Annotated in this window: 17 protein-coding genes; 5 read left to right on the top strand and 12 right to left on the bottom strand. The window is 70.2% G+C overall.

Annotation, left to right across the window (positions count from 1 at the left end; genetic code table 11):
* The first annotated feature begins 191 nt into the window (after positions 1 to 191).
* The 3 genes from ACFSKW_RS46345 to ACFSKW_RS46335 all read left to right on the top strand — a co-directional run bounded on the left by ACFSKW_RS46345 (position 192) and on the right by ACFSKW_RS46335 (position 1,920).
* A complete protein-coding gene (locus ACFSKW_RS46345; RefSeq protein ID WP_379581000.1) occupies positions 192 to 1,136 on the top strand; it encodes a LysR family transcriptional regulator in 945 nt (314 codons plus the stop codon).
* Between the two features lie 86 nt (positions 1,137 to 1,222).
* On the top strand, positions 1,223 to 1,603 hold the full coding sequence (locus tag ACFSKW_RS46340; RefSeq protein ID WP_379580999.1) for a VOC family protein: 381 nt from the start codon (positions 1,223 to 1,225) through the stop codon (positions 1,601 to 1,603).
* Positions 1,604 to 1,656: 53 nt separating this feature from the next.
* Positions 1,657 to 1,920, top strand: a complete 264-nt coding sequence (locus ACFSKW_RS46335) for a hypothetical protein (RefSeq protein WP_379580998.1) — start codon at positions 1,657 to 1,659, stop codon at positions 1,918 to 1,920.
* Between the two features lie 6 nt (positions 1,921 to 1,926).
* Here the strand turns inward: ACFSKW_RS46335 and ACFSKW_RS46330 are convergent, their stop codons facing one another.
* Genes ACFSKW_RS46330 through ACFSKW_RS46315 form a run of 4 tightly spaced genes read right to left on the bottom strand, consistent with a single transcriptional unit; the run spans position 1,927 to position 5,987 of the window.
* Positions 1,927 to 2,811 carry a carbohydrate ABC transporter permease gene (locus ACFSKW_RS46330; RefSeq protein ID WP_379580997.1) on the bottom strand — a complete coding sequence of 295 codons (885 nt, stop codon included), beginning with the start codon at positions 2,809 to 2,811 and terminating at the stop codon, positions 1,927 to 1,929.
* A complete protein-coding gene (locus ACFSKW_RS46325; protein WP_379580996.1) occupies positions 2,811 to 3,707 on the bottom strand; it encodes a carbohydrate ABC transporter permease in 897 nt (298 codons plus the stop codon). The genes ACFSKW_RS46330 and ACFSKW_RS46325 overlap by 1 nt, the downstream gene beginning before the upstream one ends.
* 1 nt (position 3,708) lies before the next feature.
* Positions 3,709 to 5,121 carry an N-acetylglucosamine/diacetylchitobiose ABC transporter substrate-binding protein gene (ngcE, locus tag ACFSKW_RS46320; protein ID WP_379580995.1) on the bottom strand — a complete coding sequence of 471 codons (1,413 nt, stop codon included), beginning with the start codon at positions 5,119 to 5,121 and terminating at the stop codon, positions 3,709 to 3,711.
* Between the two features lie 2 nt (positions 5,122 to 5,123).
* Positions 5,124 to 5,987: a MurR/RpiR family transcriptional regulator gene (locus tag ACFSKW_RS46315; RefSeq protein WP_379580994.1), complete on the bottom strand. Its 864-nt coding sequence runs from the start codon at positions 5,985 to 5,987 to the stop codon at positions 5,124 to 5,126.
* 166 nt (positions 5,988 to 6,153) lie between these two features.
* Here ACFSKW_RS46315 and ACFSKW_RS46310 point away from each other — a divergent pair, with 166 nt between their 5' ends.
* The gene (locus ACFSKW_RS46310; protein WP_379580993.1) at positions 6,154 to 7,104 is read left to right on the top strand and encodes an N-acetylglucosamine kinase; all 951 of its coding nucleotides are present in this window, start codon (positions 6,154 to 6,156) and stop codon (positions 7,102 to 7,104) included.
* Here ACFSKW_RS46310 and ACFSKW_RS46305 read toward each other — a convergent pair whose 3' ends face one another.
* The 6 genes from ACFSKW_RS46305 to ACFSKW_RS46280 form a co-directional block, all read right to left on the bottom strand.
* Positions 7,105 to 7,923, bottom strand: a complete 819-nt coding sequence (locus ACFSKW_RS46305; RefSeq protein ID WP_379580992.1) for a carbohydrate ABC transporter permease — start codon at positions 7,921 to 7,923, stop codon at positions 7,105 to 7,107. It lies immediately after the preceding gene.
* Complete coding sequence (locus ACFSKW_RS46300) at positions 7,923 to 8,858, bottom strand: carbohydrate ABC transporter permease (RefSeq protein WP_379580991.1); 936 nt, start codon at positions 8,856 to 8,858, stop codon at positions 7,923 to 7,925. Before ACFSKW_RS46300 ends, ACFSKW_RS46305 begins: the two co-directional genes overlap by 1 nt.
* Before the next feature lie 174 nt (positions 8,859 to 9,032).
* The gene (locus tag ACFSKW_RS46295; protein WP_379580990.1) at positions 9,033 to 10,283 is read right to left on the bottom strand and encodes an extracellular solute-binding protein; all 1,251 of its coding nucleotides are present in this window, start codon (positions 10,281 to 10,283) and stop codon (positions 9,033 to 9,035) included.
* 42 nt (positions 10,284 to 10,325) lie between these two features.
* On the bottom strand, positions 10,326 to 11,654 hold the full coding sequence (locus ACFSKW_RS46290) for a cellulose binding domain-containing protein (RefSeq protein ID WP_379580989.1): 1,329 nt from the start codon (positions 11,652 to 11,654) through the stop codon (positions 10,326 to 10,328).
* Between the two features lie 18 nt (positions 11,655 to 11,672).
* Positions 11,673 to 12,413 (bottom strand): sugar isomerase domain-containing protein, encoded by a 741-nt coding sequence (locus ACFSKW_RS46285; RefSeq protein WP_379580988.1) that lies wholly within the window; start codon positions 12,411 to 12,413, stop codon positions 11,673 to 11,675.
* Entirely contained in the window at positions 12,410 to 13,279 is an 870-nt protein-coding gene (locus ACFSKW_RS46280) for a MurR/RpiR family transcriptional regulator (RefSeq protein WP_379580987.1), read from the bottom strand. The genes ACFSKW_RS46285 and ACFSKW_RS46280 overlap by 4 nt, the downstream gene beginning before the upstream one ends.
* A 60-nt stretch (positions 13,280 to 13,339) precedes the next feature.
* On the opposite strand from ACFSKW_RS46280, the gene ACFSKW_RS46275 reads away from it, so the two are divergent.
* Positions 13,340 to 14,494, top strand: a complete 1,155-nt coding sequence (locus ACFSKW_RS46275) for an N-acetylglucosamine kinase (protein WP_379580986.1) — start codon at positions 13,340 to 13,342, stop codon at positions 14,492 to 14,494.
* Here the strand turns inward: ACFSKW_RS46275 and ACFSKW_RS46270 are convergent.
* Positions 14,461 to 15,372, bottom strand: a complete 912-nt coding sequence (locus ACFSKW_RS46270) for a hypothetical protein (protein WP_379580985.1) — start codon at positions 15,370 to 15,372, stop codon at positions 14,461 to 14,463. The genes ACFSKW_RS46275 and ACFSKW_RS46270 overlap by 34 nt on opposite strands.
* On the bottom strand, positions 15,369 to 15,908 hold the full coding sequence (locus tag ACFSKW_RS46265) for an RNA polymerase sigma factor (RefSeq protein WP_379580984.1): 540 nt from the start codon (positions 15,906 to 15,908) through the stop codon (positions 15,369 to 15,371). Before ACFSKW_RS46265 ends, ACFSKW_RS46270 begins: the two co-directional genes overlap by 4 nt.
* Positions 15,909 to 16,140: the final 232 nt, after the last annotated feature.

Genomic DNA, 16,140 nt, shown 5'->3' with positions numbered 1-16,140 from the left:
TTTTAACCGGGTTACATCGGGAGGTGGCCGCCGCCCTGCGGGAGGGAGAGCAGCATGAAGGCCTGCGTGCTGGACAGCCCGAACGTGCGGAAGAAGCGGAGGAACATGCCACAAGGCTCCCGCCGAACCGGACATTGCGTCCAACACCATAACTTTCTGGATTAACGCTCTTTTGTTGTTAATCTCGGGAGGTGGACATCAACCCCCGGCTCCTGCGGGTGTTCGTCGCCGTGGCAGAGGAACTCCACTTCGGCCGGGCGGCCGCCCGGCTCTACCTGGCCCAGCAGGCGCTGAGCCGCGACATCCGCCGCCTGGAGGAGCAGCTCGGCGTCGTGCTGTTCAGGCGGTCCACGCGCCAGGTCGAACTGACCGAGGCAGGCGTCAGGCTGGTGCCCGCGGCCAGGCGGCTGCTCGCCGTCCACGACGAGCTGGTCGCCGAGACGCGAGGCGCCGCGGGGCCGCTGCTCGTCGACCTCAACAGCCCCGGCACGCGGCTGCCCCGCCACCTGGTCAGGGCACGCGAGCTGGCGCCCGAAGCGGAGATCGTCGCGCGCTTCCACGGCGGGCTCTCGGCGGGTGCCGCGGCGATCGTGGCCGGAGACGTGGACGTGTCCTTCGGCCGCTTCGCAGGGCTGGCCGCCGAGACGCGGGCGCGCCTGGCACAGGTTCCCGTCAGGCTGCACCCGATGGCGGTGATCCTCCCCGAGGAGCACCCGCTGGCCCGGCTGAAGGAGGTGCCGCTCAGCGCGCTGGCCGGCTTCCGCCTCGACGTCATGGGCGGCAACCCCAACACCACCGAGTGGACCGATCTCGGAAGGCTGCTGGCCGAGGAGTTCGGACTCACGCTCGCCGACCCGCACGCGTGCCCGATCGGGCTGGAGGAACTGCGTGTCTACGTGCGGCGGCACGGCGAGCCCGTGCTGTCCAGCGTCGGCTGGGGCGAGACGCGGGGGGTCGTCGTGCGTCCGCTGGTGGATCCCGTGCCGCTGTCGCTCGTCAGCCTGGTTCACCGGCCCGGGCTGCGGCATCCGGGACTGACCGCGCTCTTCCAGGCGGTGGCCGAGGAGGAGGACTGGATGGACCGCCCCGCCGGCTCCTGGCTGCCCGCCGCGGACGAGGCGCTGCTCGGTCCGTGAACGCTCGCCGGGAACCGGCGGAATGGATCACACTGGAGACCGGCTCCCGATCAGGGGACCTTCCGGCCACAGGAGAGCGACCGATCATGGAATTCAGGCTCGAGCTGATCCCCGTCCCCGTCTCCGACGTCGACCGCGCCAAGAAGTTCTACGTCGAGAAGGCCGGGTTCACCTGCGACCTCGACTTCTCACCCGGAGAGGAGTTCCGGGTCGTGCAGCTCACCCCGCCCGGCTCGGCCTGCTCCATCGCGATCGGCATCGGCGTCGTCGACACCGCGCCGGGCTCGGTGCGCGGCCTGCACCTGGTGGTCCCCGACATCCACGAGGCCAGGGCCGCGCTGGTGGAGAGGGGAATGGAGATCGGCGAGGTCGAGGACATGAGCGCGCCGGGCAAGCCGACCATCTCCTACGCGTGGTTCAGCGACCCCGACGGCAACACCTGGACGCTGCAGCAGCTCCCCTCCTGAATCCACGGCGGCGATATGGGTGTTTCGCCGGACTCCTGGGTAGCTGGCCGAGCATGAGTGAGACACCTGATGCCAGGTACACGGGGGAAGAAGCGGCCGAGCGCGTCGACAGGGCACTGAACGACGACGGGGCGCCGGACGAGGTGGACCAGCGCGACGCCCATGTGGTCGCGGAGGCGGAGGCGGCGCCGCTGCGCCAAGGACGTCCCGAGCAGGACGACGACGGGGACCCCGAGGAGGCCGCGCGCCGGGAGGCACTGTGGAAGGGATCCCCGTCGGAGCCCGGCGGGGGCGAGGTGCCCGAACCGCCGGACTGAGCGAGGCTACTTGAGCGCGCCGGCGGTCAGGCCCGTCTGGATCTGCCGTTGGAAGACGGTGTAGACGACGAGCATCGGCAGGATGGCGAGGGTCAGCGCGGCGAACAGCGCCGACCAGTCCTGGTCGTAGCCCGCGGCCGTGGAGATGTCGGCGATGCCCTGGGTGAGCACCCACTTGTCGCGCTCCTGCAGCAGGACCAGCGGGAGCTGGTACTGGTTCCACTGGCCGAGCACGTTGAAGATCGTGATGCTCACGATGCCAGGCCTGGCCATCGGCAGCATGATCTGGAAGAAGACGCGTGTGTGCGAGGCGCCGTCCACCAGGGCCGCCTCCGCCACCGCGGTCGGCAGGGTGCGGAAGAAGGCGGCGAGGAAGAACACCGTGAAGGGCAGGGAGTAGGCGATGTACACCAGCACCAGACCCGCGTGGGTGTTCAGGCCGATGAAGGGGATGACCCGCCCCATGTTCTGCACCACGAAGAACAGCGGGGTCAGCGCCAGGTAGACGGGGAAGGCCAGGCCGGAGACGAACAGCAGGTAGAAGCCGCGGTTGCCGCGGAAGGGATAGCGTGCCAGCACGTACGCCGCCATGGAGCCCAGCAGCATCGTGCCGAGCGTGCTGAACGACACGACGATGACGCTGTTGAGCATGTACTGGCCGATGTGGGCCTGCTCCCACGCCCTGGCGAAGTTGTCCCACCGGATCGAGGCGGGAAGCGACCACGCGTCACCGAAGATCTCGTCCTCGCTCTTGACCGACGCGAGGAAGGTCCACAGGATCGGGACGACCACGAGGACGGTCCAGACCAGCAGCGCCACGTGCGTGAGCGCCGACAGCGGCCCGAGTCGCCGCCGCCGTTCCACCTGGAGGCGCTTGCGCGATAGGTACATCAGTACTCGATTCGTTCCCGACGCGAGAGGCGCAGGGCCAGGATCGCGAAGCCGATGGTGAAGAAGAACATGACGACGCCGAGGGCGGAGGCGTAGCCGAAGCGGAAGTACTGGAAGGCGTTGCGGTAGATCTCGGCGGCCATGACGGTGGTGGAGAAGTCGGGACCGCCGTGCTGGTCGGTCATCACCCACACGATCGCGAAGACGTCGAGGGCGAGGATGCCGAGGTAGACCCAGGCGACCTGGACGGTGTCCCAGAGCAGCGGGAGCGTGATGCGGAAGAACAGCGAGAAGCGTCCCGCCCCGTCGATCTGCGCGGCCTCGAACATGTCTCCGGGGATCGAGGCGAGGCCGGCTGAGAAGAGCACGACGTAGAAGCCGACGGCCTGCCAGATCATCACGCCCAGCACGGACCAGAACGCGATCGACGGATCGGACAGGAAGCCGACCGGCGACAGGCCGAGCGACATGAGCGGGCCGTTGAGCATGCCGCTGCCGTCAGGCCTGAAGACCTGCTGGAACAGCACGGCGACCACGGCCACGGCAAGCACCTGAGGGAAGAAGAACACCACCCGGTAGAACTTCGAGCCCGCCACGCCCGCGATGCCGTTGCCCCCCACGTTCAGCAGGAACGCGAAGAACAGCGCGACGACGATGGTGATCAGGGGCAGCAGCACCAGCAGCAGCCCGTTGTGCCACACCGCCTTCCAGAAGATCCCGTCGTCGAACAGGCGCCGGAAGTTGTCGAAGCCGACGAACCGCGGCGCGGCGGAGACGCCGCGCCAGTCGGTCATCGCGATGTAGAACGCCTGCAGATACGGCGCGATCACGTAGACGAGGTAGAGCGTGACCGGCGCCGCGAGAAAGGAGGCGATGAAGAGACGGCGTCGCAGCATGTCAGCGCGTGTACTTCTTGATCGAGGAATCCTTCTTGATCTCGTCGGCCTTCTTCTGGATGCGCTCCAGGTACTTGTCAGGGGTCAGCCCGCCGCTCATCAGCTGTCCCGTGGCGGCGATCGCCTCGTCCTTGAGCTGGGCGTACCAGGTCTGCCAGCGGTAGTAGACAGTGTTCGCGCCGGCGGCGGCCACGGCGTCGGACGCGCTCTTGGCGCCGGGCGACAGCGCCCTGCCGTCACCCGCGCCCTTGACCACCGAGACGGTCCTGACCAGCTCGCTGAAGTCGCCCGACGCCTTCTTCGACAGCATGGCCCGCAGGTACTCCAGGCCCGCCTGCGGGTTGGCGCCCTTGGCGGGCACGATGAAGTTCTCGCCGGGGGAGGTGTGCAGCGTGCCGTACGGCAGCTTGTCGGAGCCCGTGACGTCGGGGACGACGAACATCTGGTACGCGAAGTCGGCGGGGGTGGTGTCCTTCTGCTCGTTCTCCAGCCAGGAGCCCGAAGGCAGCATGGCGACCTCGTACTTGTTCTGAGCCGTCTGCGTCTGCACGTGGTCGAGGCCGGCGGTGCCCTGCATCAGGTACTTCGAGCCGACCTCGGCCCACCGGGTGGCGGACTGCTTCATGGCGTCGGTGGTCCAGGCGCCGTCCTCGAGGTTGTCGATGTTGACCAGCACCTCGTTCCCGCCGATCTTGGCGGCCATGGTCAGCAGGACCTCGTACAGGTACTGGGGGAACTTGCCCGCGTAGGTGAAGGGGGCCATCTTGCCGGACTTCTTGATGGCCTCGCACAGCGCGATGAACTCCTCCCACGTCTTGGGGGCCTGCCAGCCGTTCTCGTCGAAGGCCTTCTTGGAGTACCAGATGCCGAAGATGTAGTTCACATAGCCGAGCACGCTGAACTTGCCGTCATAGGTGCCGATGTCGATCACGGCGGGGTCGATGGCGTCCCTCACCTTGATCGCGGGGTCGTCCCAGGTGGGCGCGTCGAGCAGAGGAGTCAGGTCGAGGAGCTGGCCGTCCTGGGCGAGGGCGCCGAAGTCCATGGCGTTCGCGCCCGAGTTGTCGATGACGTCGGGCGGGTTGCCGCCGGCGAAGCGCGGCTGCAGGACCTTGGTGATCTCCTTGGTGGTGTTGTGCTTGATCTCCACCTTCGGGTACTTCGAGGCGAAGAGCGGCTGGTGGATGTCCTTGGCGTACGCGTTGCCGAAGCCGCCGTCGAAGATCCAGATCTCCAGCGGTTTGTCGGCGGCCACCCCGAAGGGGTTGGCCGCGCTGGTCGGCGCCGCCGCGGCAGGGGCCGAGGTGGCGGGTGGGGCGGCCGGCGTGGCACAGGCCGCGAGCGCGCCCGCCGCGGGAACGAGGACGGCGCTGCGGAGAAGCTGACGTCGGGTGATCTGGGGGGTGTTCGGCATGGCTACTCCAGTCGATGACTCTCCACGGCCTTGATCGTCAGTTCGAAGGCCTGATTGGTGCGTTCGTAGGTCTGCTGGGCGACCGCCACGTAGACGGCGTCCAGCACGAACAACTGCGAGTGCACGGCGGCTAGGCCGCCGAGACGGAACGTGGTCTCCCTGCTGGCCGTGGTGAGCACCAGGTCGGCCAGCTCGGCCAGCGGCGAGCGGGCGAAGGAGGTGACGGCGACGCAGATCGCGCCGTGGGTGCGGGCCTCGGCCAGCGCCTCCATGACCTCGCGGGTGCGGCCCCTGTGCGAGATGCCGATCGCGACGTCGCCCCGCGCGAGCAGCGCCGCGTCCGACAGGGACACGTGCGCGTCGCCCGAGCTCCAGCACGGCACGCCGATCCGGCGCAGCCGCCCTTCGAACATCGTGGCCACCGCGCCGCTGGTGGACACGCCCACCAGCAGCACCCTGCGGGCCGAGACGATCGCGTCGGCGACCCGGCTGACGGCGGCGAGGTCGAGCTGCGCGGCGGTGTCCTGGATCAGCCGGGCGTCGGCGGCGGCCATGACCTCGACGGCGGCGTCCAGCGGGTCGTCAGGGCCGATGTCCTGGCCCACTCCCGCGCCCCAACCGGCCTGTGCCGCCCTTCCGGTCTCCGTCGCCAGCGCCACGCGGAGCTCGGCGTAACCGGAGAAGCCGAACGCGCGGCAGAACCTCGTCACGGTGGCGGGCGAGCTGCCCGCCCGCTCGGCCAGCGCGATGATCGTGGAACGGGCGGCCTCCGCAGGATCGCCCAGAATCACCTCACCCACCCTGCGGAGAGCTTCCGGCAGACCGGGGAGTTCGGTTTCGACGCGGCCGAGGGCACCAGATGGCACGAATATTCCTTCCGAATATCGGACCTTGCGGCGAAAATTATTCTTGCAATCGGGTCGAGTCAAGACCCAGGATGTGACACGTGCATAACGGCTTCTTTTTGCGAAGTCATGGCCGGTACGGTGGCCTCCACCAAGGGTGGGCGAGAGCGAGTAGGTGGGTGACCCCGTGAAACGCGCAGACGTGGTGGTCGGTGTCGACGCCGGCGCGACCTCCTCCAGAGTCGCCGTGCACGCCCTCGACGGCACCAGGCTCGGTTACGGCAAGGCCGGCGGCGGCAACCCCAGCGCCCACGGTGTCGAGGCGGCGGCCTCCGCGATCGGCGAGGCGCTCGGCCATGCCCTCGAGGGAGTCGACCCCTCGCGGGTGTCGCGCTCGGTGGCGGGCGTGGCGGGCAACACCGTCGACTTCGGCGTCGCCCTCGACAAGCTGTGGGCGGACCACGGCATCGCCTCGGGCCCCCGCCTGACGAACGACGTGCCGATCGCCTACGCGGCCGGCTCCGCGGCGCCGTCCGGCACGCTTCTGCTGTCCGGCACCGGGGCGGTCGCCGCGCGCGTCACCGAGCACGAGCTCGCCCTGCTGTCCGACGGGCTCGGCTGGCTGCTGGGCGACGCGGGCTCCGGCTTCTGGATCGGCAGGCAGGCCGCCAAGGCCGTCGTCCACGCCCTCGACCGCGGCGAGCGGGGAGGGCTCCTGTCCGACCTGGTCGTGACCCGCTTCCTCGGCGACGACCGCGGCCCCACCCCCCGCAGGGAGGCCGAGCGCATCGTCAGGCTCGCCCAGGCCGACCGCACCACGCTCGGCCCGCTGTCGGCCCTGGTCAGCCAGGCCGCGGCCGCGGGCGACCCGATGGCCGCCGAGATCGCCGAGCGCGCCGCCGCCCACCTGGCCGACACCGTGGCCAGGGTCTACGACGGCGGGCCCATCGTGCTGGCCGGCTCCGTGCTGACCAACGAAGGCCCGGTACGGCAGGCCGTACGGGCGCTGCTGGAGCGGCGATGGGAGGCCGAGGTCAGCACCGCGCGCGACGGGGCGGGGGCGGCGGCGTGGCTGGCCGCCCTGGCCCTGCTGCCGGACGGCGAGGCCGAGCGGTTGCACGCCGCCTTCACCGGCTGATCAGCCTTTCACCGCGCCCGCCATCATGCCCGTGCCCACCCGGCGCTGCAGGAACAGGAAGACGACCAGCACCGGCAGCGCGAACAGCGTGGCGGCGGCCATGGTGGCGCCCCAGTCGGTGCCGTAGACGTCGCGGAAGGTCGACAGCCAGACCGGCAGCGTCCGCTTGTCCTGGTCCTTGATGATGAGCACGTTGACGAAGGAGAACTCGTTCCAGGCGGTGATGAACCCGAACAGCGAGGTGGCCATCAGACCCGGCGCCAGCAGCGGGAAGATCACCCGCCGGAAGGCGGTGAACCTGCTCGCCCCGTCGACCAGCGCCGCCTCCTCCACCTCCGCCGGCACCGCGTCGAGGAAGCCGCGCAGGGTGACGATCGTGAACGGCAGCGTCACCATGAAGTAGACACCGGACAGCATCGCCAGCGAGTCGAGCAGATCGCTGTCGCGGGCGATGATGAACATCGGCACGAGCAGCGCCTCCCACGGCGCCATCTGCGCGGCGAAGACCGCCACGACGAACACGCCCCTGCCCCTCCAGCGCAGCCGCGCGACCGCGAACGCGGACAACAGCGACACCACCAGGGCCAGCAGGACGGCCGCGCCGGTCACCACCAGGCTGTTGCGCCAGTAGGACCAGAAGCCTTCGGCGCTCATGGCGGTGGTGAAGTGGTCGAGCGTCGGGTGGAGCGGCAGCAGCGAGGGCGACTCGGCCTGGATGTCCCTGGTCGGTTTGAACGCGGTGACGACCATCCAGTAGACGGGGAAGACGGTCAGCGCGAGCGTGACGAGCGCCGCGCCGTTCAGCAGTGCCCTGCGCATCACGACTCCTGCCTGAGCATCCGCCGCAGGTTCGTGACCAGTGCGACAGCGAGGATGACGACGGTGACGACCGCCACGGCCGAACCCAGGTCGTACCTGTGCAGGACCCTGGCGACCTTGAAGGCGTAGACGGGGAGCGTGGTCGTCGCACCGTCGGGCCCGCCCTGGCTGAGCACCCAGATCTGCGGGAAGCACTTGAAGACCCAGATCACCTCCAGCGACGTGACCAGCGCGAACATCGGGCGCAGGATCGGGAAGACCACCTTGGCGAAGATCTGCCTGCCGGTGCCGCCGTCGATCCGCGCCGACTCGAACAGCTCGACGGGGATCGTGGTCAGCCCGGCGTACAGGGTGAGCGCGGCGAACGGCACCGACTGCCAGACGACGAGGACCACCAGGATGGCGAACATGGCGGTGCCGTTGGCGAACCAGGAGTAGCCGCGCATGTCCAGCAACCAGTTGACGATGCCGAGCTCCGACTGGAACAACCACTGGAAGACGGTCGTGGCGGCGATGATCGGCGTGGCCCAGGCGAGGGCCAGCGCGCTCATCAGCGCCACCCGCATGCGGCGGCCCAGGCGCAGCAGCATGACGGCGACGCCGGTGGACAGGCCGACGATGAGGACGACGTTGACGGCCGTCCACCCCGCGGTCCTGAGCAGGACGGTCCAGAACTCGTGGCCGGCGAGCAGCTCGCCGTAGTTGTCGAGACCGACGAACGTGGCGCCGCCCCTGATGAGCTCGCCCATCCTGAAGTGCTGGAAGGAGATCACACCTGCTCGGAACAGCGGGTACAGCAGGAGCAGGACCCCGCTCACGACCGCGGGGGCGATCAGCAGGTACGGCCAGGCGCTTCCGCGGCGGCGGCCGCTGCCGCGCGGTGGCCGCGGCACGCGGGTGAGTGGCGGAGCCGGCGCTCGGGTGGCGGCGGGCATGCGCTCCCTCCTGGGGCGAGGATCGTGGACAGGTGGACGGCGGCGCGGTCATGGGCGTGTCCCTGGGATGACGGCGCTCGCCGGAAGACCGTCACCCCCGGGGCGGCGGCGCGGCCATGGCCGCGTCCCCGGGGGACGGCCCGGTCGGGGGCAGCTCCGGCGGACCGGCCTAGGTCAGGAGCCGCTGTTGAGGGTCGTGGTGATGGACTCCGACGCCTTACGGGCCTCGGCCGCCGCGTCCTTCCCCGTCAGCACCGCGGTCATGTACTGCTTGATGACCGACGTCGCCTCCACCGCCGCCCAGTTGGGCGTGTTCGGGGTGGCCTTGCCGTACGCCGCCCCCACCGCCATCGCGGCCGTGCCCTCGTCCCCGCTCAGCACTCCCGCCAGCGAGGCCCTGTTCGGCACGAAGCTCATCGCCTTGGCCAGCTCGGTCTGGAACTTCTCTCCCGCCAGCGCCTTGACCACCTCGTAGGCGGCCTCCTGGTTCTTCGACGCCTCAGGGATGATCAGGTCAGAGCCGCCGGTGAACACCGCGCCCGGCTTTCCGGCGGTCTTCCCCGGGATGGGGAAGAACCCCATCTTGTCCTTCATCCCTGGCTCGACCTCCAGCACGCGGGCGGCGATGCCGGGAACGGCGATGATCTGGCCGACCCTGCCCTGCGCGAACACCTCGTGCTGCGGCGGGTTGGCCTCATCGGCGTCCTTGGGCCCCTTGCCGAGGGCCTGCAGCCGCCGGTAGAAGTCCATGCCCGCCAGGGCCTGCGGGCTGTCGAGCGCGCCCTTCCACCTGTCGCCGTCCTTGACCGCCAGGTCGCCGCCCTCGTCCCAGATGAACCCGGCCAGGGCGTACCACGTCTGGCCTGTGAGGTAGATGCCCTGGTTGCCGCGCTTGCCCAGCTTGGCGGTGACCTCCAGCCACTCCTCCCGCGTCCTGGGCGGCGCCGTGATGCCCGCCGCCGCCCACAGGTCCTTGTTGTAGACGACGACGCGGTTGGCGGCGTACCAGGGCACGCCGTACTGCTTGCCGTCGATCCTGCCCGGCTCGGCCAGGCCGGGGATCCAGTCCTCGCCCTTCAGGTCGGCCACCTTGGCGGTGAGGTCGACGACGCCGCCGCTGGCGGAGTACTGCGCGACCTGGGTGTTGCCCACTTCGATCACGTCGGGGGCGTCGGTGCTGGCCAGCGCGGCGGTGACGCGCTCGCCGATGCCGTCCCACGCCTGGATCTGGATGTCGAGGTCGACGTTGGCGTGCACGGCCTCGTAGTCGGTCTCGAACTGCTTGAGCAGTTCCTTCGTGACGCTGCCGTCCATGATCCAGACGGTCAGCTTGGCGGGGCCCGCGCTCGCGGCGGGCTCGGGGTCCGCGGAACCGCACGCGGTCACCGCGAACAGGGCGGCGAGGGCCAGAAGGCGGTACTTCATGGGGGGTCACCTTCGGGTGAGGAGAGGTTGGCCGGACGGATGTCAGGAGACGGTGTCCTGGAAGGCCGTCCCCGCGGTGCGCAGGGCGGCGACCCTGCCCAGTACGTCGGCGGGCGAGACGACCTCGTTCTTGGTGTAGTAGACCCAGTCGACCTGCTGCTGGTAGGCCCGCCTGGAGGAGCCTGCCTGCAGGTCGATGAACCACTGGTTGAACATGATCCACATCGGCGTCTCGGGGTAGTGGATGCCGCCGTGGTCGGCGAACAGGCGTCCGTCGAGGTAGTACCTGATGTGCCCGCCCGAGACCTGGATGACCAGGTCGTGCCAGCCGGCGAAGCTCGCGCGCTCCTCCGTGTGGGTGTTGACCGCCTGCCACGGGTCGGCCTGGTAGGTCTCCCAGCTGGTGGTGTAGAGGATGTTGCCTGGCTCGCCCCAGCCGCCGTTGGGCAGGTACTCGAAGTCGAGCTCGCCGTAGTCGGGGTCCATGTTCTGGAGCAGCGGGGTGATGGTGAAGAACGTCTGCACCACGTGCTCGCCGTCGGGCCCCGTCACGGGGGCGTCGCTGAAGCGCACGCGTGCGGCGTAGGTGCCCTCGAAGAACTTGCGCCCGGCCGTCGAGAGCTCGGTCTGGACGGTGCCGCCGCCGGTGCCGTCGGTGGAGGACTCCAGCTGCAGCACGCCGTTCGGGAAGGTGACCGCCGCGGGCGACCAGGTCGCCCCGGGAACACCTGGGCCACCCGAGCTGGACCTGACGGTCCAGCCGCGCTGGGCCAGGCGGGGGTCGCTCGAGCCCGTGTAGGAGAAGTCGTCGAACAGGACGCCGGCCGAGCCCGTCGGGGGGACCGTCGGGGTCGGGGTCGGGGTCGGCGTCGGCTCGCCCCCGCCCGGCGGCCTGCCCCAGGCCAGCAGGCCGTCCAGGTAGACGGCGGCCCTGTCCCAGTCGGCGTAGCTCGTCTGGGCGCCGAAGGAGTAGTCGTCGGACTGGTCGAAGCTCTGCCAGTCGGCACGGTAGAAGCGCAGTTGCAGGTCACGGGTGCTGCCGCCGGGCGGCAACGTCCCCGAGGTGAAGCCCACCTCCAGGTAGCCGGGCCCGAACGTGCCCGTCACGGTCGAACACCCCACCACCGCCCATGAGCAGGCGAATCTGTAGGTCTCCGTGCCGGTGAGGTAGTAGCGGATCTTCACCTGGTTCAGAGGTACGGCGGCCGGCCCGTCGTTCAGCAGCTGGAACCACGGCTCGGCCTGCGCGGTGGTGGGGGTGGTCGAGGAGTTCTTGTACTGCAGGCGCAGTCCCTGCGCGGCGTTCGCGGGGGCTGCCAGCAGTGCGGCGAGGATGGCGAAGGGAAGGGCTAAAGCGAGGAGGATCTTCACGGCTGGATCTCCTTGGTGTCAGCCGCCTCTTCTGATGCGGCCTTCGTAACGGGCCTCGAGTGCCAGGTTGTGCGCGTCGCCCTCGGGAACGTTCGCCGACAGGTACACCGGCGGCGTCCGCCCCGCCTCCACCAGTTCCCTGACCGCCTCCGCGACGACGAGCTGGACCAGCAGCGCCGAGGTGATCGAGGAGACGGCGCCGACCGCGCCGCCTCCTGGCATGGGGAGGAAGGCGTCGCCGCGCGGCGCCCTGTTGTCGAGGACCACGTCGGCGAGTTCGAGCAGCTTGCGCCCTGACGGGTGCCTGGACGGCACGCTGGAGCTGTGGGCGAGGGAGGTGATGGCGATCAGGTCGTGACCGCGCTCCTTGACCAGGGTGGCCAGCTCGACGACGACGCCGTTGACGCCCGAGTTGGAGATGATCACGAAGAGGTCCTCGTCCCTGACGGGCGCGAGGTCGAGGATGCGCCGGGCGAGGCCGGGGTCGCGTTCCAGGTCATAGCGTTCGAGCTCGGCAGGGTCGGCGCCGCCGTACAGGACGATGTCCCTGAGCGCGAGCCTGTTGGTGGCCACCAGGCCTCCCGCGCGGCCCGAGATCTCCATCGCGGTGGCCTCGGAGTGCCCCGAGCCGAACGCCTGGATCACCCCGTCCCTGTCGAGTGTCCGGACGACGAGGGCGGCGGCCTTGCCGATCTCGGGATCCTGCGGGATGACGGCGACGAGGTCGGCGATGTGCCTGGCGTAGTCGGCCGGGTTCACGATTCTCCTTCTGGTAGGCGGTGGCCTTCGACGGCCCTGACGGTCAGGTCGAACGCCTCGCGGGTGCGTTCGTAGGTGCGCTGCGCGACCGAGACGTAGACCACGTCGAGGACGAGCAGCTGGGAGTGGATGGCGGCGAAGCCGTGGGCGCGGAAGGTGGTCTCGCGGCTGGCCGTCGTGAGCACCAGCTCGGCCACCTCGGCGAGAGGCGAGCCGGGGTGGGAGGTGACAGCGACGGTGATGGCGCCGTGGCTGCCCGCCTCCGCCAGCACCTCGATGACCTCGCGGGTCCTGCCGCTGTGCGAGATGCCCACCGCCACGTCGCCGTGGCCGAGGAGTGCGGCGTCGCTGAGGGCGGAGTGCGCGTCGGACCTGCTCCAGGTGGGGATGCGGATCCGCTGCAGGCGGTGCTCCATCTCGCTGGAGACGGCCGCGCTGCTCGAGACGCCGAACAGCAGCACCCTGCCCGCGTGGGCGATCGCCTCCGCGACCTTCTCGACCATGGCCAGGTCGAGCTGGGCCGCCGTCTCCTGGATGAGCCTGGTGTCGTTGCCCGAGACCACGCCGAGCACCCTGTCCAGCCCGTCGGTGGGGAGGATCTCCTGCCCGATGTCGGTCTCCCAGCGCTGCCTGGCCGTCCTGCCGGTCTCGGTGGCGATGGCCACGCGCAGCTCGGCGTAGCCGCCGAAGCCGAGCGCGCGGCAGAACCTGGTGATCGTGGCGGTCGAGGTGCCGCTGCGCTCGGCCAGGTCGACGATCGTCGATCGGGCCGCGTCGGCGGGGTTGGCGAGGATCACCTCGGCGACCTTGCGCAACGCCTCCGGCTGGTCGGCCTGTTCGGCTCTGATGCGGCTCAGCAGTTCCACGCGATGAAAATTATGCTCAGCTACTGGCCTCGTCAAGGGTTCGGGAGAATAATTTTTGACATGACGATGGTGTTAGGCGTGGACGCGGGCGGGACCTCGACCCGCGCCGTGGTGATGTCCCTCGACGGAAAGCTCGTGGGCAGGGGACTCGCGGGATGCGGCAACCCGATGGCAGCAGGCACCGCGACGGCCTTCGGGAACATGAGACAAGCCGTCGAGTCGGCCCTGAGCTCGACGGATCCCGCTTCGATCAAAGGCGGAGTCGTGGGGTTCGCGGGCTCGGGCATCCTGCGCGAACCATCAGCGTCCGCGGCCTTCGCCGACGTGTTCGCCGGCCTGCCCGCGCCGCCCATCCCGGTGGGAGACGTGGTCGTGACGTTCGCGGCGGGCACCCCCGCCGCCGACGGCACCGTCCTCGTGTCAGGTACCGGGGCCATCGCGGCAAAAATTATTGACCGCTGCCAGGACAGGGTGGCCGACGGGTTCGGCTGGCTGCTGGGCGACGAGGGGTCGGGGTTCTGGCTCGGCAGGGCCGCCGCCAGGGTGGCGGTACGCGAGCTCACCGCGGGAACGGCGGGCCCGCTCACCCTGCTCGTCCTCGACGCGCTCGCGCCTCAGGCCGAACGCGCTGAAGGGCCGCATCCCATGGGCGAGCGGGCCGGCACTCCGCCGGATCTCACGGTCGCGTGGGCCGACCCTCGGCCGGATCTCACGGTCGGGTGGGCGGGCGGTTCAGGGCCGGCGGCCGGGAAGGCGGAAGGTGCCGGGCGGCCGGGTTCCGGGGGCAGGGCCGGGCTCGGAGGGGAGCTGGTGGACATGATCGCGGCCACCGTGCAGTCCCGGCCGCCGCTCGCGCTGGCCGAACTGGCGCCGCTGGTCAGCCTGGCCGCCGCCGAAGGCGACCCCGCCGCGCTGTCCATCGTCGAGGCCGCCGCCACCAGGCTCGCCCGCACCGCCGCCGAGGTGCGCGAGCCTGGCGACGGCTCCCCGATCGTGCTGGCCGGGAGCGTGCTGACCTCCGCGGGTCCCGTCCGGCGTGCCGTACGGGCCCTGCTCGAACAGCGATGGGCGGCGGCCCCCGTCACGGTGGCGGCGGACGGAGCGGGAGCGGCGGCGTGGCTGGCCGCGCTGGACCTGCTCGGGACCGCGAGGGCCGCGCCGCTCCACTCCCGCTTCGTCGGCTATTCGGTGTCCGGCGGCTTGGGGCCGTCGTAGACCGGGTTCTTGGCCAGCCGCTTCTCCGTCACCAGCAGCTTGACGGTGTCGGCCGACAGCACCTCGGCGTCCCACACGATCCAGTCGTCGCCGACGTCGTCCGGCTGCCGCTTCGGGTTGTAGCCGAATCCGCCGCCTTCGGAGGGCTCGATCACCCAGACCTCGGTCTTGACGCCGCGCTCGGCGGCCGCCTTCCTGACCTCGCCGACCGTGCGCTCGTCCACCTCGAGGCCGTGCAGCGGCTCACCCTTCCTGGTGGCCGACGCCGCGTTCCCGTACCGCTCCCCCGGCTTGGCGGGCCGTCCGAGAGAGACCACCCCCGTACCGGTGAAACCCACCGACACGGTGACCGCCAGCGCGCAGCCGGGAGAGCCCATCTCGCAGCCCTCCGGCTCGAAACCACCGCCGATGCCCTTGTTGGGAGAGGTGTTCCCGCTGAAGCCCATCCTCACGACCTTCCCGACCCCGCTCGGCGAGGCCGGCAGCAGGTTGAGGCTGACGTCCAGGCCCACCGCCCTGAACGCCTCCGCATACCTTGCGTGGTCGGCGTACGGGTCCTTGACCCTGGCCACCCACTGGTCCCCGCGCCGCTCGATCTCGATGGCGGCGTTGGCGTAGGAGGTGGGCACCCCCTTCCCGCCCTCGATCAGCCCCGGACCGATCACCACGGCGGCGGCAAGCGCCGACACCGCCATCGCGGCCACCGCCAACCTGCGCGCGGGGCGTGGCCCGCGCCGCCGTACGGCAGGCTCGTGCGCCCCATCGGCAGCCGTGATCGACTCCAGCAGCGTCCGCGCCCCCGCGCCGGACCCCTGCCCCCTGAGATCCTCGTCCCGGACCCTGGCCAGGCCGCCGACCTGCTCCTCGATGCTCTTCACAGTTCCCTCCCCGCGAGAACGACACGGTCGACCGAGATGCCCGCCGCCTGCAGGGCGCGGGCCAGACGCTTGCGCGCACGATGAAGCCTGATCCGTACGGCGTTGCGCGAACAGCCGAGCACGGCCGCTATCTCGCTCCGTTCCAGCCCCTCCCACGCGACCAGGCCGAGCAGCTCGCGGTCGTCGTCCCCCAAGCTCCGGAAGGCCCTGCCGATGGCGCCGAGCTCGAGCGTGGTGTCGGGAGCGGCGGCGTAGAGGTCGGCCAGGTCGGCGTCGAGCTCGACCGTGCGGGCGTGATGCCTGGCGGTACTCCTTCGATGGTTGGCCAGCACGTTGCGGGCCACGCCGTACAGCCACAGCCGGGCTTCCGCGCCGGGCGGCAGCTCGTCGATCTTTCGCCACGCGATGGCGAAGGTCTCCGCGACCACGTCTGCGGCGTCGTCAGGCGAGGGGCATCGGCGGACGACGTAGCCGACGATCTGTTCGTAGGTTCCGGCGTAGACGGCCTCGAACCTGGCCCTCCTGTGGTCAGCCACGGGCGGTTCCCATGGTCGGCCTCCTTGGTCGGGAATGTCTGACACCCTCTCCATGTCGGAAGGCGCCCCTGCATTTCAAACCCGCATGACGAGCCCAGGAACCCGGAAAGCCCAGGGTTCCGGGAAGGCCGAGAAGTCCGGGAGGGCGCGAACCCAGGGCATCCGCCAACGTGATCGACCTCACTGATCGGGGTGTCACATACCGGACGGATCCGGAGTCCTTTGTTCAGAG

Origin of the sequence: Nonomuraea mangrovi (assembly GCF_042681425.1) — a bacterium.
Classification (GTDB): Bacteria; Actinomycetota; Actinomycetes; order Streptosporangiales; family Streptosporangiaceae; genus Nonomuraea; species Nonomuraea mangrovi.
The sequence above is the reverse complement of the archived record's forward strand: the minus strand, read 5'-3'. Positions and strand labels throughout refer to the sequence as shown.

Coding starts and splice junctions, on each gene's coding strand:
- ACFSKW_RS46340 (WP_379580999.1), top strand. CDS start 1,223: ATGGAATTCAGGCTCGAGCTGATCCCCGTCCCCGTCTCCGACGTCGAC.
- ACFSKW_RS46335 (WP_379580998.1), top strand. CDS start 1,657: ATGAGTGAGACACCTGATGCCAGGTACACGGGGGAAGAAGCGGCCGAG.
- ACFSKW_RS46330 (WP_379580997.1), bottom strand. CDS start 2,811: ATGTACCTATCGCGCAAGCGCCTCCAGGTGGAACGGCGGCGGCGACTC.
- ACFSKW_RS46325 (WP_379580996.1), bottom strand. CDS start 3,707: ATGCTGCGACGCCGTCTCTTCATCGCCTCCTTTCTCGCGGCGCCGGTC.
- ngcE (WP_379580995.1), bottom strand. CDS start 5,121: ATGCCGAACACCCCCCAGATCACCCGACGTCAGCTTCTCCGCAGCGCC.
- ACFSKW_RS46305 (WP_379580992.1), bottom strand. CDS start 7,923: ATGCGCAGGGCACTGCTGAACGGCGCGGCGCTCGTCACGCTCGCGCTG.
- ACFSKW_RS46300 (WP_379580991.1), bottom strand. CDS start 8,858: ATGCCCGCCGCCACCCGAGCGCCGGCTCCGCCACTCACCCGCGTGCCG.
- ACFSKW_RS46295 (WP_379580990.1), bottom strand. CDS start 10,283: ATGAAGTACCGCCTTCTGGCCCTCGCCGCCCTGTTCGCGGTGACCGCG.
- ACFSKW_RS46275 (WP_379580986.1), top strand. CDS start 13,340: ATGACGATGGTGTTAGGCGTGGACGCGGGCGGGACCTCGACCCGCGCC.